Origin of the sequence: Vibrio sp. 1F279 (assembly GCF_041439815.1) — a bacterium.
GTDB lineage: Bacteria > Pseudomonadota > Gammaproteobacteria > Enterobacterales > Vibrionaceae > Vibrio > Vibrio tasmaniensis_A.
This window is the reverse complement of the sequence record NZ_JBGOOU010000012.1, coordinates 69,376-91,428: the sequence shown is the minus strand read 5'-3', so window position 1 is coordinate 91,428 and position 22,053 is coordinate 69,376. Positions and strand designations below refer to the sequence as shown.

17 protein-coding genes are annotated in these 22,053 nt (G+C 44.2%); 3 read left to right on the top strand and 14 right to left on the bottom strand.

Annotation, left to right across the window (positions count from 1 at the left end; translation table 11 throughout):
* Positions 1–18: 18 nt before the first annotated feature.
* The 5 genes from ACED60_RS11290 to znuA all read right to left on the bottom strand — a co-directional run bounded on the left by ACED60_RS11290 (position 19) and on the right by znuA (position 7,850).
* Positions 19–249, bottom strand: coding sequence for a FeoC-like transcriptional regulator (locus ACED60_RS11290; protein WP_017103228.1), 231 nt, complete (start codon positions 247–249; stop codon positions 19–21).
* A complete protein-coding gene (gene feoB / locus ACED60_RS11285; protein WP_371727539.1) occupies positions 246–2,519 on the bottom strand; it encodes a Fe(2+) transporter permease subunit FeoB in 2,274 nt (757 codons plus the stop codon). The genes ACED60_RS11290 and feoB overlap by 4 nt, the downstream gene beginning before the upstream one ends.
* A complete protein-coding gene (locus ACED60_RS11280) occupies positions 2,520–2,741 on the bottom strand; it encodes a FeoA family protein (protein WP_004734203.1) in 222 nt (73 codons plus the stop codon).
* A 591-nt stretch (positions 2,742–3,332) separates the two neighbouring features.
* A complete protein-coding gene (locus tag ACED60_RS11275) occupies positions 3,333–6,719 on the bottom strand; it encodes a helix-turn-helix domain-containing protein (protein WP_371727538.1) in 3,387 nt (1,128 codons plus the stop codon).
* Positions 6,720–6,965: 246 nt separating this feature from the next.
* A complete protein-coding gene (znuA, locus tag ACED60_RS11270; RefSeq protein WP_009847313.1) occupies positions 6,966–7,850 on the bottom strand; it encodes a zinc ABC transporter substrate-binding protein ZnuA in 885 nt (294 codons plus the stop codon).
* A gap of 83 nt (positions 7,851–7,933) precedes the next feature.
* Between znuA and znuC the strand changes: the two genes are divergently transcribed.
* Together znuC and znuB are read left to right on the top strand one after the other, a co-directional pair.
* Positions 7,934–8,713 carry a zinc ABC transporter ATP-binding protein ZnuC gene (gene znuC, locus ACED60_RS11265; protein ID WP_012604527.1) on the top strand — a complete coding sequence of 260 codons (780 nt, stop codon included), beginning with the start codon at positions 7,934–7,936 and terminating at the stop codon, positions 8,711–8,713.
* Positions 8,713–9,498, top strand: coding sequence for a zinc ABC transporter permease subunit ZnuB (gene znuB, locus ACED60_RS11260; RefSeq protein WP_009847315.1), 786 nt, complete (start codon positions 8,713–8,715; stop codon positions 9,496–9,498). The genes znuC and znuB overlap by 1 nt, the downstream gene beginning before the upstream one ends.
* A 129-nt stretch (positions 9,499–9,627) precedes the next feature.
* Here znuB and sucD read toward each other — a convergent pair whose 3' ends face one another.
* The 8 genes from sucD to sdhC form a co-directional block, all read right to left on the bottom strand.
* On the bottom strand, positions 9,628–10,500 hold the full coding sequence (gene sucD, locus ACED60_RS11255; protein WP_017096870.1) for a succinate--CoA ligase subunit alpha: 873 nt from the start codon (positions 10,498–10,500) through the stop codon (positions 9,628–9,630).
* The gene (gene sucC, locus ACED60_RS11250) at positions 10,500–11,666 is read right to left on the bottom strand and encodes an ADP-forming succinate--CoA ligase subunit beta (RefSeq protein WP_009847317.1); all 1,167 of its coding nucleotides are present in this window, start codon (positions 11,664–11,666) and stop codon (positions 10,500–10,502) included. Before sucC ends, sucD begins: the two co-directional genes overlap by 1 nt.
* 206 nt (positions 11,667–11,872) lie before the next feature.
* Positions 11,873–13,081 (bottom strand): 2-oxoglutarate dehydrogenase complex dihydrolipoyllysine-residue succinyltransferase, encoded by a 1,209-nt coding sequence (odhB, locus tag ACED60_RS11245; protein ID WP_009847318.1) that lies wholly within the window; start codon positions 13,079–13,081, stop codon positions 11,873–11,875.
* A gap of 21 nt (positions 13,082–13,102) precedes the next feature.
* Positions 13,103–15,922: a 2-oxoglutarate dehydrogenase E1 component gene (gene sucA, locus ACED60_RS11240; RefSeq protein WP_012604529.1), complete on the bottom strand. Its 2,820-nt coding sequence runs from the start codon at positions 15,920–15,922 to the stop codon at positions 13,103–13,105.
* Positions 15,923–16,019: 97 nt separating this feature from the next.
* Positions 16,020–16,733, bottom strand: coding sequence for a succinate dehydrogenase iron-sulfur subunit (locus tag ACED60_RS11235; RefSeq protein ID WP_009847320.1), 714 nt, complete (start codon positions 16,731–16,733; stop codon positions 16,020–16,022).
* 12 nt (positions 16,734–16,745) lie between these two features.
* The gene (sdhA, locus tag ACED60_RS11230; protein ID WP_009847321.1) at positions 16,746–18,512 is read right to left on the bottom strand and encodes a succinate dehydrogenase flavoprotein subunit; all 1,767 of its coding nucleotides are present in this window, start codon (positions 18,510–18,512) and stop codon (positions 16,746–16,748) included.
* Positions 18,513–18,860 carry a succinate dehydrogenase, hydrophobic membrane anchor protein gene (gene sdhD, locus ACED60_RS11225; RefSeq protein ID WP_004734215.1) on the bottom strand — a complete coding sequence of 116 codons (348 nt, stop codon included), beginning with the start codon at positions 18,858–18,860 and terminating at the stop codon, positions 18,513–18,515.
* Complete coding sequence (sdhC, locus tag ACED60_RS11220) at positions 18,854–19,246, bottom strand: succinate dehydrogenase cytochrome b556 subunit (protein WP_371727537.1); 393 nt, start codon at positions 19,244–19,246, stop codon at positions 18,854–18,856. The genes sdhD and sdhC overlap by 7 nt, the downstream gene beginning before the upstream one ends.
* Before the next feature lie 414 nt (positions 19,247–19,660).
* Here sdhC and ACED60_RS11215 point away from each other — a divergent pair, with 414 nt between their 5' ends.
* Positions 19,661–20,950 carry a citrate synthase gene (locus ACED60_RS11215; protein ID WP_004734217.1) on the top strand — a complete coding sequence of 430 codons (1,290 nt, stop codon included), beginning with the start codon at positions 19,661–19,663 and terminating at the stop codon, positions 20,948–20,950.
* A 299-nt stretch (positions 20,951–21,249) separates the two neighbouring features.
* Here ACED60_RS11215 and ACED60_RS11210 read toward each other — a convergent pair whose 3' ends face one another.
* Entirely contained in the window at positions 21,250–22,008 is a 759-nt protein-coding gene (locus tag ACED60_RS11210) for a Nif3-like dinuclear metal center hexameric protein (RefSeq protein ID WP_371727536.1), read from the bottom strand.
* Positions 22,009–22,053 lie beyond the last annotated feature (45 nt).

The window sequence follows — 22,053 nt, the reverse complement described above, 5'->3', positions numbered from 1 at the left end:
AGAGTATGAAGGCCTGAACTACATCATCACATTCAGAGACAAACCATCTTGTTTGCTGATGGTGTAGCGAATACGTGTTGTGTGACCATGCTTATTGGTGTCGACCAAGCGAGATATCTTGCCTTTCTTGACCCACACTCCCAGCATCGCATCGATACCGTCTTCACTTACCCCAAACTTAGATGCAAGCTCACTACGTGCAGCGACACCTTCGTTATCAATGTATCGATGAAGTTCAGTTAAAATCATACTACTTGCACCTCAAGTGCTTTTTGCTTACTGCCGATTTTCTTGAAGATGCGATACGTCACCACAAAACCACCAGCAATTGCCACCATCCACACAGCACTACTTACTGGGTGTACAGAGAAGTTTGCTGCTTGGTAATAGAAGGTCGCACCGAAGTAACCAAGTGCCATTGTCCAAACTGCGATGAAGCGGGCAAACGTCTGACCAAATTCACGAACATAAGCACCCATCGCTGCCACACAAGGTGTGTAAAGCAAGATTAGGATTAAGTAAGCAAACGCAGCGTGGCCTGATACAAACTTATCTTTCAAGTTACCAAAGATCGAAGTATCAACCTCTTGATCAGCAGCCACAGAACTAGAGTCAGACAAGTCACCAACTTCAATGCCTAATGGATCGGAATAGCTCAAACCAGCAAGGTTTTCAGGAATGGTCATTACGGCTTCTTCTAAACTTGCCGCTAGATCAAACTCAGCCGCTTCTTCATCAGAAGGTGTGGTGTATAAGCTATTTAGCGTACCAACCACGGCTTCTTTCGCAAAAATACCGGTAATGATACCAACCGTTGCAGGCCAGTTCTCTTCAGTAATACCAATCGGTTGGAACACTGGAGTTACAACTTGAGCCGCTTTAGATAGCACAGAACTTTCACTGTCTTCGTTACCAAAACTGCCGTCCATACCTAATGAATTCAAGAAACTCAGAATTGCCACAACCATTACAATGGTTTTACCTGCGCCAAGCACGAAACGTTTCAGCTTCTGCCAAGTTTTCAGCATCACGTTTTGCACGGTCGGCAATTCGTAATCCGGCATTTCCATAACCAAGCTATCGCTGCTACCAGGATAGATAGTATTTTTAAGGAACAAGCCCGTAAATACAGAAGCCAGAATACCCATGATGTACAGAGCGAACACAACGTTTTGTCCAGCACCAGGAAAGAATGCAGCAGCAAACAGTGCGTATACAGGTAGACGAGCACCACATGACATAAAGGGTGCCATTGATGCGGCGAGTTTACGTTCGCGCTCTTGGTCAAGAGTACGAGTTGCCATGATAGAAGGTACGTTACAGCCAAAACCCAGAACAAGTGGTACAAATGCTTTGCCCGGTAAGCCAATCTTCTGCATCACTTTATCCAGTACAAATGCAGCGCGGGCCATGTAGCCTGAACTTTCTAGTACCGCTAAGAATAAGTAAAGCGCGGCAATAACCGGAATAAAGGTCGCAACCGTTTGGATACCACCACCAATACCATCAGCAAGAACGGTGACTAGCCAAACCGGTAAGTGACCATCTAATAAGTGATGTCCGCCATCAACTAATATTGCGCCAACACCAATATCGAAGAAGTCGATAAACGCGCTACCAATATTGATAGAGAACATAAACATTAGGTACATGATGACGAAGAAGAAAGGAATCCCGACCCATTTATTCAAAATGAATTGATCGGCTTTCTCTGTGAAATTACGGCTCAGTTTGCCTTCGCTGCGACGAACTCGTTTACAAAGTTCATGTAAGAAAGTGTATTTAGCGTCAGCAACAGCAAGATCAATATCGAAATCGGCACCAAGACGCACACTATCAATTTGAGTGCGAGTTTGTGGGGCCAAACCATTCAATACCAAGTAATCATTTTCTAAAGCACGAATCGCTAGCGCTCGGTGAGATACGTCAGCATCATCAAATTGTGACTCAACAGAAGGAATAAGAGCTTCTAACGCGGCATCGTAATCAATCGAGATAGGATCAAGACTCACACCTTGAACCAGAAGCTTATGCAAACGCTCTTTAAAACGAACCACTTGTCCTTTATCGTTTGCTGACAAGCTTAGAACCGGGCAACCTAGCTCTTTTTCTAAAGCCTTAAGATTAATCACCTGACGCTCACGCTTTAATACATCCATTTTGTTCAATACAACGATCATTGGGCGACCCAACTCTCGCAATTGTAATGTCATGTATAAGCTTCTTTCCAAACAGCTAGCATCAACAACATTGATGATCACGTCCGCTGGGTGAGTAAGCACGGCACGTGATGCAATAGACTCATCGATACTGTTTGCATCATTGCCACTGTCTAGTGCATAAATGCCAGGTAAATCCGTTAACTGAAATTGATCACCAGCGTGCGAATATAAACCGGTTTTCTTTTCTACGGTCACACCAACCCAGTTACCAACGTGCTGTTTTGCGCCAGTTAATGCGTTAAATAATGTTGTTTTACCACTATTAGGGTTACCAACAGTAAGAACTTGATAATCCATTTAGATAACCTCGATTTGTTCTGCAATGCTTTCACGAATGGCTATAGAAACACCTCTCACTTCAACTTGAAGCGGATCACCCATAGGTGCACGACGGATAAGTGTCACCTCGGTTTTTGGCAACATGCCCATAACCATTAGTTTTTTTCTAACGTCTGGTGTTAAACCTGTAAGTGCAACAATAGAAGCCGCTTTTCCTTGCTCTAGTTGTGAGAGTTTCATAAGTACCCAGTTCGAGATTGATAATGAGAAAGATTGTTATTACCGACATAATACACGCACATACCCACAATTATATTGTGTGAAATCAATGTTTTCGAAAATACACTCTCGTAAATTTCGTTAAAAACGTTTACGTCAAAAACGTCACTTTCAACAATTAGTGGGGACTACCTCACTAGTACGCGTCAACCAGAAAACAATAAGGCAATAATAATCAACAACTTATAATAATGTCGGTTTTCTCACAGTCATCTGTCGTTAATTTTATAAGCAAAACAAGTCGCTACCCGTATAGTTACTCCATCGAAGAGAAACTCTTTCTCTTTAATTTTATTCCAGAGGTGATGTGGCTAGCCATATCACTCCGGCAGCAAGCGAAGGTGTCATTGGCACCCGTGGTATAGTCCCCCCGGCTATACCACGATATTTTTTTTCTTCCTTTTGTTTTAACCCACAAACCTTTTTAAATTCCCCAACTATCGTTATATCTCGTATGTCGTATGTCGTATGTCGTAGATGCATAAAAAAGCCCCAACACGAATGTCGAGGCTCAAAGTATCTTTATCTATGTTGTAACTGGACGTCCCTAGTTCACTGATCTTCGTTGTTTTCAGCAAACTTAGATGGCGACATGCCAAAGTGATGTTTAAACCTTTGACTGAAATAGGAAGGGTCATTGAAACCAGAATCAAACGCGACGTCTGAAATCCTTTCTCCCGCAAGTAGCCGCTCGCACGCATGCTCTAAACGCACTTCATTCAAATGCTCTTTAAAGGTCTTGTTGTAAGCCGATTTAAAACGTCTCTGTAAGCTTCTCTCTGACATGAACAAGTACTTAGCAGCATTTGCAGTACTGAACTCTGCATCGGCGTAGTTTTCACTTACAAGCTGTGACACTCTGTTTTTCCACTCTTGCTCAGCACTTAACCTTTGTTGCTCCGTCGCTGAAACTGTAAGTTTAATGGTCTCGATCTGTTCAATTGTGCTAGCTTCCAAATTATCTAACACTTGATATTCAATCGGCCACGAAAGCTGCACCTTATTTTGAGAGTCCGAGACAAAAGCATTCAGTTCACCACCGCTCTGGTTCATCAATAATGGCAACTTTTCGATGTTTAGGTCGGTCGATTTTCCAGTATTGTCATTAATGCTTGAAGTCAATTTAGGGAAAGGCATTCCATGGTCTCGGATCGTCACAACAAGGTGCCCTTTAACCTCTTCAACCAATACCACCATACTCTGTGACTTAAAATTTCTCTTAATGATGCTAGCGACTAGACTGTTGAAAATAATATCAAGATTAAAATACAGCAAGGAGACGTGTCGTTGTTTAGTGTCAACTTTAATATCCAGTTCAATACCAGCTTTGGCTAAATCGTCCTGCCAAGCTTTGAGTACAGCTTCTAAGATTAAAATTATATCGTAACAAACCTTTCCCTTCCCTTGTGGCGTGTTACTCAACTGAGCCAAGCCATTTTTCAATGTCAATATTGGCGACTTACCTTGTTCATCATTCCAATTTGGGATCATAGCTGCGATATGATTAACTTCAGAAGAGAGTTCATTAGCAGTATGTGTGACAAGAGCACTCTTAACTGACAACTGTTTTTTAAGCTGTTGATTAGTCGTTAGTAGTATTCGGCTTTGATGCCTCAGTTGATCTGTCTTTAATGCAACTTGCGCCTTTAAGTGCCTGTTGGCGAAAGTGACGTAACGTGATCGCCAAAAAACCAAAGCAGTCACTACACAGATAAGTAATATAAGAGAGCTTGCTGCTGCCCAATTACTCAGATACCAAGGTTCCGCAATAGAGAAGCTTTGGTTCGTTGACGTAAAGCGATAATGGGAGTCCTTAACGGGTTTCACTTCCAACGTATAGTCCCCAGGAAGAAGGTGATCGAGTGTTAGTACCCCCCCTTCAAACTCACTCCAAGGTTCATTGTCGCTTAGTCGATACTCCATTGCAGGCGTGTATGTCGCTGGTAAAATTCCAATCTTAAAACCGATTGATGAGCCATAAGGAATTTCATCTAAATCAGCCGTCTTGCCACCAAGTGATACTATCTGATGGTCGACACTTATCTTGCTCAGCAATGCACGGCTATGAGGTGTTGTTGATACCAATAGCTCATTAGCTAATGCACTCACCACGCCATATCTTGAGCCGAAGATAAGCCTAGTAGACTGGCTACCTTCGCTGTAAAACAGAGCACACGCACCTGCAGCCAATTCATTGGTGATCAAGCCAAATGGTGAGCCGATATGTTTATGCAGTTGCCCATCCAATCCGTAATAGCTAATACCTTTCGAAGAGCCTAACCACATCCCATTATCATCGCTAATTAAACATTTAGGACTGATATTTTCCTCAACAAGAGTGACCTCTTGAATAATAGAACTGTTATTAGGGATTCGATACACACCATAGCTACTCGCAAACCACTGGGATCCATCTTTTGCTTTTTCAATATCGACCACTTTGCCAAGCCGCTCGCTTGAATGACTAAAGCTAATTCTCTCATCAAGAAAAGAGTAGAATCCGTGATCAGTACCAACATAAATACGACCTTGTAAACCTATATTGAGAGCGGTGATCTTTGCTGGCAAAAATTTATCAACTAACCAGTCGGTGCCATAACTGGTCAACTTATTGGTTTCGATAGATAACGAATAAAGGTTTTGTCCCGAGGTCATCCAAAGCATGTTATCCGCTTCAAATGCAAAGTTTTCAACGGGTACACCTTCAATCGCTCTTGGTAGATCGACCTTTTCAGCCTCTAACGTATCAGTATTGAAACTAAGAATACCTTCTGCAGTCGCCAACCAAATTGAAGAACCAAAGATCTCAAAATCCTGTACTGGGTTAGAGTAAACACGAACGGGGTTATCTTCACTTTGAGAATCAACCAAATAGAGCCCCCTGGAAGAAGCAACCCAAGACAGTTGATCGCGAACAAGCTGTACTTTGTTTATCACCACACTACTCGAATGCATCCCCATTCCCGTTAATGGCGTTCTTGAGAATGTCCTGCTGAACAGTGAAAAGTATCGAATTCCGTTATTGGTCGCGACCCACATTCCACCAGCATGGTCGTTAATTAACGAATATATTTTTTCACCCGGTAACGAAAAGTCTTGATTATCGGCTTGTTCAAATCGTGTAATTTTCCCTGTAATAAAGTTGTAGCTGATAAGACCATGCTCAGTCCCAATCCAGTATTGATCGGTTGTTTCAGCGAGAGAAAGAACATGCGAACCACGCACCCACCTTTCTTTCTTAGGATTTGCAAGATCTATAATCACTGCACCATTCAATGTACCAATGACTAACTCACGTCTTGCCATCGAAAAATACAGCGTCTCTATATGATTTTTTTCTGATGCACCGATATGAGTAAATTCTTGGCTATCAGAAAGGTACACTCCGGAACTGGTCGCAAGCACCCATTTTGACAGCACCCGCTCAGCATCGTTAATCGCAATATCGCTGCTATTGTTATGCCGATACAATTTTAGAAGCGAGTAAGTGCTAAATTCTAAAGATTGAGTATTGTACGTATAGAAATTACTGCCATCTGTAACCCAAATATAATCACCGGAAGCACCGATATTCGCGATCTCAGCCCCTGGGCTTAAACTAAATGCAAGTGCGTTGCCGATTCCTGGGCTATGTCGGTACACCTCATTATCAAAGAAAGTCCAAAACTCATCGTTAAGAAACGCGACTTTCTCTGAAGAAAATTGCAAAAGGCTACCTTTTCGAGGGAATAGGGTTCTGCCATCATAAAAAAGTATTTTTCCATGCACATCATGAACCCAGAGTCCGCCACCTTCACCTAAGTACAGATTTTTTGCCGCAAGGAAGTTCCCTTGTGCTTGAACGGGCAAAGGGTAGAAAACGGAGGGTGATGTATTTACCGCAAGAACGCTAAATGAAATGCTCATTAAGATGAACATTTTGAAAATAATTCGATACAACTTTTAATCCTGAACAGCAACAACACATGAAATATTGGTTCTCACAACGCTTGTTGCTGATTAACCAAAAAGTGAGTTTTTTTGTGCTTATTATTATCTTTCTATTTTAGCTGAAATTGACAAAGGAGAAAGGAGGTTTGATATTTGTTGGAAGGTTTTATCTTAGCGGTCACGAAAATGCCGCAAAAAGCGGCATGATTCATCAATTAACGAGAACAAAGTGTCGTAAAGAATACTCGATATTGATTACATTCCACTCAAGCAACTTGTGTAACTATCTGTAAGCTGCTGAAGAAAATCAAAATAGCTTCCACTCTTCACTTCAACCTGCGAACCGACAGGATCAAGTTGTCCTTGTTTAGCGTTACTTCCACGAGTCACCGATTCAATCACCGCTGGTGTAAATTGAGGCTCTGAAAATACGCATTGAACATTTTCACGCACCAAAGTCTTCTTGATAGCTATCAGACTTTTTGCGCCAGGTTTACGCTCAGGGCTAACCGTAAAGTGACCTAGATTATTCAACTTAAATTCTTGTTCGAAGTAGCCATACGCGTCATGGAATACGTAGTAGCCTTTGTCTTTCACTGGCGCGAGTTGTTCATGAATCGCCTGCTGTTTCTCTTTCAAAGCAATCAAGAATGAATCTAGATTCTCTTGATACGCCATGGCGTTATCAGAGTCTGACTCAATTAGCTTAGCTGAGATATACTTTGCCGCGACCTCGACTTGATCGATACCCAACCAAAAATGCGGGTCATGACTACCATGGTTGTGCCCTTCATGAGCATCGTGGTCTTCATGTCCAAACTCTCTCAAGTTAATCCCCGGAATCTCACTGATCTTGATAACGTTTTCTTTAGAACCAATCACCTTGGTCAAAAAAGCTTCTAGGTCAGGGCCAAACCAGATCACCATATCGGCACTATGAACTTTTTTGACATCCGATGGCTTAAGCGCATAATCGTGCGGCGAAGCATTGCTGTTCATCAACACATCAGGTTCACTAACGCCCTGCGTTAATTCTGTCACAATCATTTGAATTGGTTTGAAGCTTGTTAGAATAGTATTGGCACTTGCAACACTTGGCGCTAAAAGCAAAGTAGCAAGTATAAAAGATGAACGTGACATAATTCCTCGTTAATAGAAAAGTAGCTTAGGCTTGAGGTAAATGTTACATTATAACATTAGCGAATTGCAAATGAGTTCTATTCATGGATAATTTAATCCAACTAGATTCTGTGAGCGTCGAATTTGACGGTCGAAAAGTTCTAGATAACATCTCTCTAAATTTAGAGCGCGGCAGAATCACCACCCTGATTGGGCCAAACGGTGCAGGAAAGTCGACATTAGTAAAAGTGGTATTAGGTTTACAGACCAAATTTTCAGGCACAATAACAAAAGCTAAAAAACTGAAAATTGGCTATGTACCACAAAAATTAAAGCTCAATGATTCACTACCGCTCAATGTAGAACGTTTTCTAAAGCTCACTGGTAAGTTCAGTCAGCAAGAGATCCTTGAAGCATTGAAGCTCGTTGGTGCTGAACATCTACAAAAGAGCAACATGCACCAACTATCTGGCGGTGAAAACCAACGTGTGCTAATTGCTCGTTCATTGCTAAGAAGACCCGATCTACTGGTTCTTGATGAACCCGCACAAGGTGTTGATGTACAAGGCCAAATAGACCTGTACGACCTGATCGATACCATTCGCCACCGTTTTGGTTGTGCCGTATTTATGGTTTCACACGATCTGCATTTAGTGATGGCAAAAACAGACGATGTTATCTGTTTGCATCACCATATCTGCTGTTCAGGCGCACCGGCAGACATCAAACACCACCCCTCTTATATCGCACTTTTTGGCACCGCGACCCAAGAGACCTTAGCCTTTTATCACCACCAACACGAACATCACCATCATGATCTCGCAGGACAGCCTGTCGAAGGCGACGTGCATGAATGTTCAAACCATAAACACGGACACCACTAATGCTTGAGTTTCTTCTTCCCTCTATTTTAGCTGGCTTGGGCATTGCTCTAATCGCGGGGCCACTAGGTTCATTCGTGGTGTGGCGCAAGATGGCTTACTTTGGTGACACGCTTGCTCACGCTTCTTTGATGGGCTTAGCACTTGGCTTTCTGTTCAACATTAACTTGTATTTCGCGCTGCTGATTTGTTGTTTGATGCTAGCTGTGTTGCTAGTGACTTTACAAAAACAAAAGCTGGTCGCGACCGATACCCTACTCGGTATTTTGGCGCACAGCGCTCTGTCTTTGGGTCTTGTCGCCGTGAGTTTCTTAGATAACGTTCGCGTTGACCTAATGAGCTACCTATTTGGTGACTTGCTTGCAGTGTCTCCGACAGATTTGGTATTCATCTATGCGGGTGCTGCCGTGATTGGAGTGGTACTTGCTATCTTTTGGCGACCACTATTGTCGACGACCGTTAACGAAGATCTCGCAGCGGTTGATGGCATCAACATTGATTTAATGCGTCTTATTTTGATGCTATTGGTTGGGATCGTGATTGCGGTAGGTATGAAGTTTGTTGGTGCGTTAATCATGACCTCACTACTTATCATTCCGGCAGCAACGGCAAGAAAATTCGCCAATACACCCGAACAAATGGCATTCCTTGCATCGGTAATTGGTTCTATCGCTGTGTTCGGAGGATTGAGCTTGTCTTGGTTCTATGACACACCGGCCGGCCCTTCTGTTGTTATCAGTGCTGCGGCAATGTTTATGTTATCTCAAATGGTTAGAAGCCGAGCTTAGCACTTATCAGTACGATCTCGTATCTCGTATCTCGTATCATTGAAAACATACAAAAAAGGCTTGGTCAGTGACCAAGCCTTTTTAATATCGTTCAGTTAACTTCTATCTCATTAGATAAAATCCAGCTGATTACCAACCCGTGATTTCACGTAGGCCTTTACCGATGTCAGCAAGAGACTTAACAGTCTTAACGCCTGCTGCTTCCAGTGCTGCGAATTTATCTTCAGCAGTACCTTTACCACCAGAGATGATTGCGCCTGCGTGGCCCATACGTTTACCCGGAGGAGCCGTAACACCAGCGATGTAAGATACAACTGGCTTAGTTACGTTTGCTTTGATGAACTCAGCCGCTTCTTCTTCCGCAGTACCACCGATCTCACCAATCATTACGATTGCTTCAGTCTCTGGGTCTTCTTGGAAAAGTTTTAGGATATCAATGAAGTTTGAACCTGGAATAGGGTCACCACCGATACCAACACATGTAGACTGACCAAAGCCTTCATCTGTTGTTTGTTTAACTGCTTCGTACGTCAGAGTTCCTGAACGAGATACGATACCTACTTTACCCTTCTTGTGGATATGGCCAGGCATGATACCAATCTTACACTCGTCTGGAGTGATAAGACCTGGACAGTTAGGACCGATCATGCGAACGCCAGTTTCTTCTAGCTTCACTTTAACGTCGATCATGTCTGTAGTAGGGATACCTTCAGTGATTGTTACGATCAGTTCGATACCTGCATCAATCGCTTCTAGGATTGCATCTTTACAGAAAGGTGCTGGTACGTAGATAACTGTTGCTGTTGCGCCAGTCGCTTCTACTGCTTCACGTACTGTGTTGAATACTGGAAGGCCTAGGTGAGTTTGACCACCTTTACCAGGTGAAACACCACCAACCATTTGCGTACCGTATGCGATAGCTTGGTCTGAGTGGAATGTACCTTGACCGCCAGTGAAACCCTGACAGATTACTTTAGTGTCTTTGTTAATTAATACAGACATTATTTAGCCTCCGCAGCAGCAACAACTTTCTGAGCAGCATCTGTTAGAGATACAGCAGCAATGATATCAACATCAGAATTAGCAAGTACTTCGCGACCTAGGTCTGCGTTTGTACCTTCTAGACGAACAACTACTGGAACTGTTACGCCTACTTCTTTAACTGCACCGATAATACCTTCAGCGATCATGTCACAACGAACGATGCCACCGAAAATGTTTACGAGTACTGCTTTAACATTGTCATCAGAAAGGATGATCTTGAATGCTTCAGCTACACGCTCTTTTGTCGCGCCGCCGCCTACATCAAGGAAGTTTGCTGGCTTGCCGCCGTGTAGGTTTACGATATCCATCGTACCCATCGCAAGGCCTGCACCGTTAACCATACAGCCAACGTTGCCATCAAGTGCTACGTAGTTCAGTTCCCACTGAGCAGCGTGCGCTTCACGCTCGTCTTCTTGTGAAGGATCGTGCATTTCACGAAGCTTTGGCTGACGGTACATTGCGTTTGAGTCAATGTTGATCTTGCCGTCTAGACAAAGCAGGTTGCCTTCGCCAGTAATTACAAGCGGGTTGATTTCTAGTAGAGCTAGGTCGTACTGAGAGAACATTTGGCCAAGACCCATGAAGATCTTAACGAACTGTTTAATTTGATCGCCAACTAGACCAAGTTTGAACGCAAGTTCACGGCCTTGGTAAGCTTGAGGGCCCACTAGAGGATCGATCGCTGATTGGTGAATCAACTCTGGAGTTTCTTCAGCGATTTTCTCAATGTCCACGCCGCCTTCAGTTGACGCCATGAATACAATTTTGCGCGTTGCACGGTCAACAACAGCACCTAGGTAAAGTTCGTTAGCAATGTTCGATGCTTCTTCAACTAGGATCTTTGTTACAGGTTGACCATTAGCGTCTGTTTGGTAAGTCACTAGGTTTTTACCTAGCCACTTTTGTGCAAACTCTTTAACGCCTTCTTTGGTGTCATGTAGCTCTACGCCGCCCGCTTTACCGCGACCACCAGCGTGTACTTGACACTTAACGACTTTCTTGGCTGTACTGATACGACCTGCAGCTTCGAAAGCTTCTTGTGCAGTATCACATGCGAAACCTTCTGGTACAGGCAAACCGAATTCTGCAAACAGCTGTTTGGCTTGGTATTCATGCAAATTCATTTTGATATTCCGTTTATTTTCCCTTAAGGGATTATTATTTCCATAACGACACAGTTTCCTGTGGTACGTCTGTAGGGTCTTCTCAAATCAACTGCTGTCCATTTTCTAATGGCTTTACAGTTCAAGTGAAGGCCAGACGTTGAGCAGCCTAGCCTTTGAAACTTTTTACGTCTAGCTAACCGGGTTAACTAGACGTTTTAGAGATACTAAACGTCTAATAGCAGACGTGCAGGATCTTCTAGAAGCTCTTTGATGGTCACTAGGAAGCCAACTGATTCACGGCCGTCGATTAGGCGGTGATCGTAAGAAAGCGCTAGGTACATCATTGGTAAGATCTCAACCTTGCCATCAACAGCCATTGGACGATCTTGGATTTTGTGCATACCCAAAATTGCCGCTTGAGGCGGGTTGATGATTGGCGTAGACATTAGAGAGCCAAATACACCACCGTTCGTGATAGTAAAGTTACCGCCCATCAACTCATCAACAGTTAGCTTGCCGTCACGGCCTTTGATTGCTAGCTCTTTGATGCCTTTTTCAATATCTGCGAAACCTAGTGTGTCACAGTCTTTCAGTACTGGAGTCACTAAACCACGTGGCGTAGATACCGCCATGCTGATGTCGAAGTAGTTGTGGTAAACGATATCTGTACCATCGATAGAAGCGTTAACTTCTGGGAAACGCTTCAGTGCTTCTGTTACTGCTTTCACGTAGAAAGACATGAAACCAAGACGCGTATCATGACGCTTCTCGAATTGGTCTTTGTACTGCTTACGAAGGTCCATGATTGGCTTCATGTTCACTTCGTTGAAAGTAGTCAGCATTGCAGTGCTGTTCTTCGCTTCTAGAAGACGGTTTGCAACTGTCTTACGTAGGCGAGTCATAGGCACGCGTTTTTGGCTGCGAGCCGCTGCTGGCGCTTCAACTGCTGGTGCAGATGCTGCTGCCGGAGCCGCTTTCGCTGCTGCTAGGTGTGCGTCAATGTCTTCACGAGTAATACGACCACCAACACCAGTGCCTTTAACGTCAGCTGGTTGTAGGTTGTGCTCTGCAAGAAGACGACGAACAGCAGGGCTTAGTGCATCGTTGCTTTCTTCTGTTAGCGCCGCTTTGTGGCGTTTGTCAGGAGAAGCTTCTGTATCTTCAGTGGTGTCTTTCGTTGGTTCACCAGCGACAGCACCAGGCTTAATTTTAGCCAGAAGCTGCTTAGAAAGTACCGTAGCACCCTCTTCTTCGATGATAGCTTCCAGAACACCCGCTTCAGGAGCCGGTACTTCTAGAACTACTTTATCTGTTTCGATGTCTACAATGACTTCATCACGTGCAACGGCTTCGCCTGGTTTTTTGTGCCAAGTCGCTACTGTTGCGTCAGCCACAGATTCAGGTAAATCTGGAACCAGAATTTCAATTGTCATGTCTGTATTTTCCTTTTACTTCTAGTTCTTAAGTAGGGTCAAAGCGTCGTCTACTAACGCTTTTTGTTGTTTCAAGTGTACCGACATATAGCCAACAGCTGGTGACGCTGATGCAGGACGACCTGCGTATTGAATATCAGCACCTACTGGGATAGCAGCTCGGAAATTATGTTGGCTACTGTACCAAGCACCTTGGTTTTGTGGCTCTTCTTGACACCAAACGTAATCGACTACATTTGTGTATTGTGCGATTGCAGCTCTCACGTCCTCATAAGGGAACGGGTAAAGTTGCTCAATACGTACAATAGCGACATCGTCTTGCTCGTTCTTACGTCTTTGGTCAAGCAGGTCAAAGTAAACCTTACCTGAACAGAACACGACGCGTTTTACGTTCTCAGGAGCCAGATCATCAATTTCTGCGATAGCTGGTTGGAACGTGCCTTCTGCCAAATCTTCAAGAGAAGATGTACACAAAGGGTGACGAAGCAATGACTTAGGTGACATTACAATCAGTGGACGACGCATTGGTCGAACAACCTGACGGCGAATCATGTGATAAACCTGAGCTGGCGTTGAAGGAACAACAACCTGCATGTTTTGTTCAGCACACAACTGAAGGTAACGCTCAAGACGCGCAGAAGAGTGCTCAGGGCCTTGGCCTTCATAACCGTGAGGAAGCAACATAGTTAGACCACATAGACGTGCCCACTTTTGCTCACCTGATGAAATGAATTGGTCGATAACAACTTGTGCACCGTTTGCGAAATCACCAAATTGTGCTTCCCAAAGGGTGAGACCGCTTGGCTCTGCTGTCGCATAGCCATACTCAAATGCGAGTACCGCTTCTTCAGATAACACAGAGTCAAACACTTGGAATGGCCCTTGTTTATCATGAATGTTCGCAAGAGGAACATACGTGCTTGCATCTGATTGATTGTGCAGTACTGAGTGACGGTGGAAGAACGTACCACGACCTGAATCTTGGCCAGAGATACGAATACGCTTACCGTCGTCAACAAGTGTTGCGTAAGCCAGTGTTTCAGCCATACCCCAATCGACTTGTTTCTCACCATTCACCATGGCAGTTCGATCGTTGTACAGCTTATTTACTCGGCTTTGCAGCTTGTGGCTGTCTGGGTATTGGCAAAGTTTAGTACCAAGCTCTTTCAGGCGCTCGATATCAATCTTATTGTCCCACTCAATGTTCCAGTCGTGACCTAGGTAAGGAGACCAATCCACAGAGTGAAGTGCCATTGGGCGCCACTCTTTAACCACAACTTCACCGTGATCAAGTGCATCACGATATTCGTTAACCAGTTGAGTTGCCGTATCAATACCAAACTCACCGCGCTCCATTAACACATCAGCATAAAGCTTACGTGGTGTTGGATGCTTCTTGATTTTTTGGTACATCAAAGGCTGTGTTGCATTCGGCTCATCGGCTTCATTGTGACCGTGGCGACGGTAACAAACCAAATCAATAACAACATCACGCTTAAAGGTATTACGGTAATCCAATGCAAGACGCGCTACGAACGCAACCGCTTCTGGATCATCAGAATTAACGTGGAAAATCGGAGCCTGAACCATCTTCGCGATATCTGTACAGTACATCGTAGAACGTGTATCGCGAGGGTTAGACGTCGTAAAACCAACTTGGTTGTTTACAACGATACGAACCGTACCACCTACACAGAAACCACGCGCTTGAGACATGTTAAACGTCTCTTGCACTACACCCTGACCAGCGATAGCTGAATCACCGTGGATAGTAATTGGAAGTACACGGCTGCCGTCTTTATCGTCTAGACGATCTTGTCGAGCACGTACTGAACCGATAACTACCGGGTTTACGATTTCTAAGTGAGATGGGTTAAATGCAAGTGCTAAGTGAACGTTGCCGCCTGGGGTTGCGAAATCCGCAGAGAAACCTTGGTGATATTTCACATCACCAGTACCCCATGAATCATCGCTGTGCTTGCCCGCAAATTCGTCAAACAGGTCTTGTGGCTTTTTACCAAGCACATTGACCAGCATGTTTAGACGACCACGGTGAGCCATACCAACAACAACTTCACGCATGCCTTGTCCACCGGCATGACGAATGATTTCTTTCGTCATTGGGATAAGAGCATCACCACCTTCCAAAGAGAAGCGTTTTGCACCAGGGAATTTCGCACCAAGATAGCGCTCAAGACCTTCAGCAGCCGTTAGCTCTTCTAGGAAAGCTTGCTTTTCTTCTTTATTGAAAGACGGTTGACCAGATACAGACTCTAAACGTTGTTGGATCCAACGCTTTTGTTCTGTATTAGTCATGTGCATGTATTCAGCACCAATAGAACCACAATACGTTTGCTTTAGAGATTTGTAGAGATCTTTAAGCACCATCGTCTCTTGGCCAATGGCGTAAGAGCCGACGTTAAACGTCTCGTTGAGGTCTTCTTCGGTAAGAGTGTGGAAAGAAGGGTCCAGTTCAGCGACTGTATCTCTTTCCCATAAACCTAGGGGGTCTAGATTTGCTGATTGATGCCCTCGGAATCGATAGGCATTAATAAGTTGCAGAACCTTTACTTGTTTCGCATCGACATCTGGATCACTAACTTGGACACTGTAATGCTTTGTTTCTTGAGCGAGTCGACGGAAGTATTCACGAACACGAGAGTGTGGTTGTTCCACCGCTTCTGAAGCTTGCACAGGCAGTTCTTCAAAAACGCTTCTCCATTCGTCACTTACCGAATCGGGGTCACTAAGATACAGTTCATAGAGTTCTTCTACGTACGTTGCATTGGCGCCAGCCAAGTGTGAAGACTCGAGCCATGCCTTCATCACGCCGTTGTGCATATTTTCCCTTAACCAGTAGTTTTCACGTTTGCTGCGGTCTATGCCGAGCTATTAAAAGGCCGCCCCAAAACTTCTAGGGCGGCAATTTTTATATAACTTAAACCGAACGATTCACTAGCATGGTCTTAATGTGACCAATCGCTTTCGTCGGATTTAATCCCTTAGGACAAACACTTACACAATTCATTATGCCATGGCAACGAAAAACGCTAAATGCATCATCAAGATCGGACAGACGTTCGTCTGTCGCCGTATCTCGGCTATCTATTAGCCAACGGTATGCTGCAAGTAGGCCAGCTGGTCCGATGAACTTATCTGGATTCCACCAGAATGATGGGCATGAAGTCGTACAACATGCACACATAATACATTCATACAAACCATCTAAATGAGCACGCTCATCAGGGCTTTGTAGGTTTTCACGAGCCGGTGGCACATTGCCATCAGACACTAAGAACGGCTTAACTTTTTCGTAGTTATCGTAGAACTGAGTCATGTCTACGATTAAGTCACGCACAACAGGCAAGCCTGGAAGTGGGCGAATTACGATCTTATCTTGGCCAGAAAGTGCAGACAGTGGCGTGATACACGCCAATCCATTTTTACCATTCATGTTCAAACCATCAGAACCACATACACCTTCACGGCATGAGCGACGGAATGAAATCGTTGGATCTTGCTCTTTCAAAAGAATAAGCGCGTCCAAAAGCATCATGTCAGAACCTTCTTCCACCTCTAGGGTGTACTCTTTCATGTAAGGTTTCTGGTCCACATCTGGGTTGTAACGGTATAAAGAGAAATTCAGTTTCATGGTCATATCTCCTTAGTACGTACGTGCTTTCGGCGGGAATGCTTCACGATGGATAGGTTCCATGTTCACGCCACGCTTAGTCATACTTTCTGATTCAGGGTTGTACAGAGAATGGCATAGCCATTGCTCATCATCACGATCTGGGAAGTCGAAACGAGCATGCGCTCCACGACTCTCTGTACGGAAGTTTGCTGCAACCGCGGTTGCGAATGCCGTTTCCATCAAGTTTTCAAGCTCTAAACACTCAATACGTTGCGTGTTGAACTCAGTCGACTTGTCTGAAAGGTGTGCATTTTTAAGACGCTCACGAATCACTTTCAGCTCTTCTAAGCCGTCAGCCATCGCTTTACCTTCACGGAATACAGAGAAGTTGTTCTGCATACATTGCTGAAGATCTTTACGAATTACCGCAGGGTCTTCACCGTCAGTACTGTTTTCCCAACGATTGTAGCGCTCTAGTGAACGTTCAATGTCGGCTTCAGTTGCAGGTTTTGCTTCAGCTTGCTTGTTCAAAGTCTCACCAAGGTGAAGACCTGTCGCACGACCGAATACAACCAAATCAAGTAGCGAGTTGCCACCTAGACGGTTTGCACCGTGTACTGATACTGAAGCGATTTCGCCACAAGCGAATAGACCTTGAATTTCAACGTCTGTACCGTCTTCAGTTTGTTTAATTGCTTGACCAGAAACCTGTGTAGGAACACCACCCATCATGTAGTGACACGTTGGGATTACAGGAATTGGTTCTTTAACAGGATCAACGTGAGCGAACGTACGAGAAAGCTCACATACACCCGGTAGACGAGATTCAAGTGTCTCTTTACCTAGGTGATCGAGTTTCAGCTTGATGTGTGGACCCCATGGACCATCACAACCACGACCTTCACGAATCTCAACCATCATCGAACGAGCTACAACATCACGACCTGCTAAATCTTTAGCATTCGGAGCATAACGTTCCATGAAGCGCTCGCCGTCTTTATTGAGAAGGTAACCACCTTCACCACGACAACCTTCTGTTACCAAAACACCTGCGCCAGCGATACCCGTTGGGTGGAACTGCCACATTTCGATGTCTTGCATTGGAACGCCAGCACGAATCGCCATGCCAACACCGTCACCAGTGTTAATGTGAGCATTGGTTGTTGATGCGTAAATACGACCAGCACCACCAGTAGCAAGGATTGTTGCCTTCGCTTTGAAGTAGCAAACCTCACCCGTCTCCATACAAAGCGCGGTAGTACCTAAGATTGCACCATCTTCGTTTTTAACAAGATCCAGTGCATACCACTCAGAGAAAACCGTCGTTTTGTGTTTAATGTTTTGTTGGTAAAGCGTGTGTAACAGTGCGTGACCAGTACGGTCGGCTGCCGCTGCGGTACGAGCCGCTTGCTCACCACCAAAATTCTTAGATTGGCCACCAAACGGACGTTGGTAAATACTGCCGTTATCAAAACGAGAAAATGGAAGACCCATTTTTTCTAGTTCGATAACCGACTCAGGACCATTTTTACACATGTATTCGATAGCATCTTGGTCGCCGATGTAATCGGAACCTTTTACCGTATCGTACATGTGTTGTTCCCAGTGATCTTCATGCGCATTACCAAGAGCAACGGTGATACCACCTTGCGCAGATACAGTATGAGAACGAGTTGGGAAAACTTTAGAAAGCAACGCACAAGATAGGCCTTGCTCAGAAATTTGTAGCGCGGCGCGCATACCAGCACCACCAGCGCCAATTACTACAGCATCAAACTCACGAACAGGAATAGTCACTTACGCACCCCACAAAATAAACAGACCAGAGAAGAAATATCCTAGAAGAACCGCAACAACACCGACTTGAAGACCAACGCGCAATTTTGCACATTTGATGTAGTCAGTTAGTACTTGCCACAAGCCGATCCACGCGTGAACCAAAATTGAAGTAAGCGCTAACATGGTGAAGACTTTAGTGAAAGTACCACCAAAGAATTGCGTCCAAGATGCGTAAGAAATATCACCTGAGAAAGCACAGAAGCTCACTAGGTAGATAGTGTAAAGCGTCATAATAATGGCTGTTGCACGAATCAATAGATAATCATGCACACCATTACGACCAAAAGTAGAAACGTTGTTTACCATACTAAGATCCCCGCTAGTAGAGACAATACCGCTGTTGCTGCGAATGCAACCTTCGCGCTCTTAGCGCCAGATTCCAGCTCTTCAAAGTGACCAAGGTCCATAAGAAGGTGACGAATACCACCAGCAATGTGGTAAGCCAAAGCGGTTAAAATGCCCCACAGAATAAACTTCACGAAGAAACCGTCGACAATGTCGCTAGCTTCCATAAAGCCTACAGGGGAAGAGAGGGAAATGGATAGTAACCAAAGCAGAATTCCGATCGCAACAAAAGTAATCACCCCAGACACACGGTGTAGGATGGAAGCTATTGCTGTGATAGGAAAGTGGATGGTCTGTAAATCTAAATTAACAGGTCTTATCTTTCTTTCTTTCACGGGCTCGCTCACTCAGCTCCATTGAGCATGATGGTCATTAAATAACCTTATGTATTGTTATGGACAAAATTTGATTGCAAACCCTCAAAATTTAACATTAACTTAACAAATAACGTAAGTTGAGCCTTAGATAATTGTAAAGTAATTGTTAACAAACAGGCTTACGAAGACACCTCACATTTCTTCTTAGCCTTGCATTTATAAGGTTTTAACCAAACTTTTCAGCGCCACTATACGGCTGGCAACATTCTAATACAATTGATGCAACAAATAATGCTACACAGCACAGACTTTTAACGAATTTAATGTAAAAAACACTAACAAGTGCACACAAAGCTGCAGAAAAATTGACTTTCTGACGTAAGACCAGTAAAAAAATGGCACATAAACATCCTGGACGGATTAATAATAACAAAGGAGATTGTTATGGCGGATAAGAAAGCTACCCTTCATATTGAAGGTCAAGCGCCGATCGAATTGCCGATTACAGAAGGTGTACTTGGTACTCCAGTCATCGACGTTCGTACACTGGGTTCTAATGGTTTTTTCACTTTTGATCCTGGTTTTCTTGCCACTGCATCTTGTGAATCGCAAATCACTTATATTGACGGTGGAAAAGGTATCCTTCTACACCGTGGTTATCCAATTGATCAACTGGCCAATAACGCTGATTACTTAGAAGTTTGTTACATTCTTTTATACGGCGAAGCTCCTTCTCGAGCTCAATACGAAGAGTTCAAGACGACTGTCACGCGTCACACCATGGTTCATGAGCAAATTGCTAGTTTCTTCCACGGCTTCCGCCGTGATGCTCACCCAATGGCTGTTATGTGTGGTGTGGTAGGTGCGCTTGCTGCGTTCTATCATGATTCATTAGATGTTAATAACGACACACACCGTGAAATTGCGGCATATCGCCTAATTTCAAAAATGCCAACACTGGCTGCAATGTGTTACAAATATTCTATCGGTCAACCGTTTATCTACCCACGCAATGACCTAGGCTACGCAGAAAACTTCCTGCACATGATGTATGCAAATCCATGTGAAGAATATGAAGTGAACCCTGTTGTTGCTCGCGCAATGGACAAAATCTTTACGTTACATGCAGATCACGAACAAAATGCTTCAACGTCAACGGTTCGTTTAGCAGGTTCTTCGGGCGCAAACCCATTTGCTTGTATTGCTGCTGGTATCGCTTCTTTGTGGGGCCCGGCTCACGGCGGTGCTAACGAAGCTTGTCTAATGATGCTTGAAGAGATCGGTAGCGTAGACAACATTGAAGAGTACGTAGCAAAAGCAAAAGACAAAGATGACCCGTTCCGTTTAATGGGCTTCGGTCACCGTGTTTACAAGAACTACGATCCACGCGCAACGGTAATGCGCGAAGCGTGCCACGAAGTACTTAAAGAGCTGAACATTCAAGATCCACTACTTGACGTTGCAATGGAACTTGAGCGCATCGCTCTTTCTGATGAGTACTTTGTATCGAAGAAACTATACCCGAACGTAGATTTCTACTCAGGTATCATTCTGAAAGCGATCGGTATTCCGGTATCAATGTTCACAGTAATCTTCGCGATGTCTCGTACTATCGGTTGGATTGCACACTGGAACGAAATGCACAGCGATCCGACGAACCGCATCGGTCGTCCTCGTCAATTGTACACTGGTGAAGAACAGCGTGATTTCCAAGCTCTACACGAGCGCGAATAGTAAAGTTTAGACTTTTCTAATCGATTAAGATCAGAAAGGGTTGATGTATTAACATCAACCCTTTTCTTTTATATGCTATCAACTCCGTCATCCTCAAGAGTGAGGGACGAGCGAGTTGGGGATCTCACTAATTGTATCGACAAGCTTTTAGAGATTCCCTACTCCTTCCTTCGTCAGTCTAGAGAATGACGAATTACTTGAGATCTCTCGAAATAAAATCCATTAGAGTTCTAACTAGCCAGTCTCATCGACGGGTACAAATTTATAGTGACTCGTATCCTACATCCCATATTTTCTTTTTATACCGGGTTGTCGATATCGATAAACTCAACAGCTAAGCCATGCTCTTTCGCTAGCCACTCACCTAATGCCTTCACACCATAACGTTCTGTTGCGTGGTGGCCTGCCGCAAAGTAATGGATATATTGCTCACGTGCAGAGTAAGTAGTGCGCTCTGAGATCTCACCAGAGATAAACGCATCAATGCCTTGAGAAGCCGCTAACTCAATGTAGTCTTGACCACCACCGGTGCACCAACCGACAGTCGTAATCATTTTGTCTTGGTTTTCTGGAGCAATATGCAGTGGTTTACGATTTAGAACTTGGTCAATTTTTGCAGCCAACTCAGCACCCGTCATTGGCGCACTCAACTTGCCAAACATCGCAACCGATTGTGGGTGCCCTTCTAAACCGCCTTCGACTTCGATATCAAGCAACTCTGCAAGCTTGGCGTTGTTACCAAGCTCAGGGTGGATATCAAGAGGGAGATGGTATCCTAAAAGGTTGATGTCATTTTTAATCAGGGTACGAATGCGCTTACCCTTCATGCCACGAATTGCTTCTGACTCGCCTTTCCAGAAAAAGCCGTGATGGACTAACAAAGCGTCTGCGTTCAGTTCGACCGCTTTATCAATCAAGGCTTGAGAAGCTGTCACACCAGTGACGATTCGCTTCACTTCTGTTACGCCTTCAACTTGAAGACCATTAGGACAGTAATCTTTAATTTGCTGTGGCTGCAGTTTTTCGTTAAGTAGCTTTTCTAATTGTAAGTTATTCATTTTTCTTTCCAGCTTACCTTTATAATAACGTCGTTATATCAATTT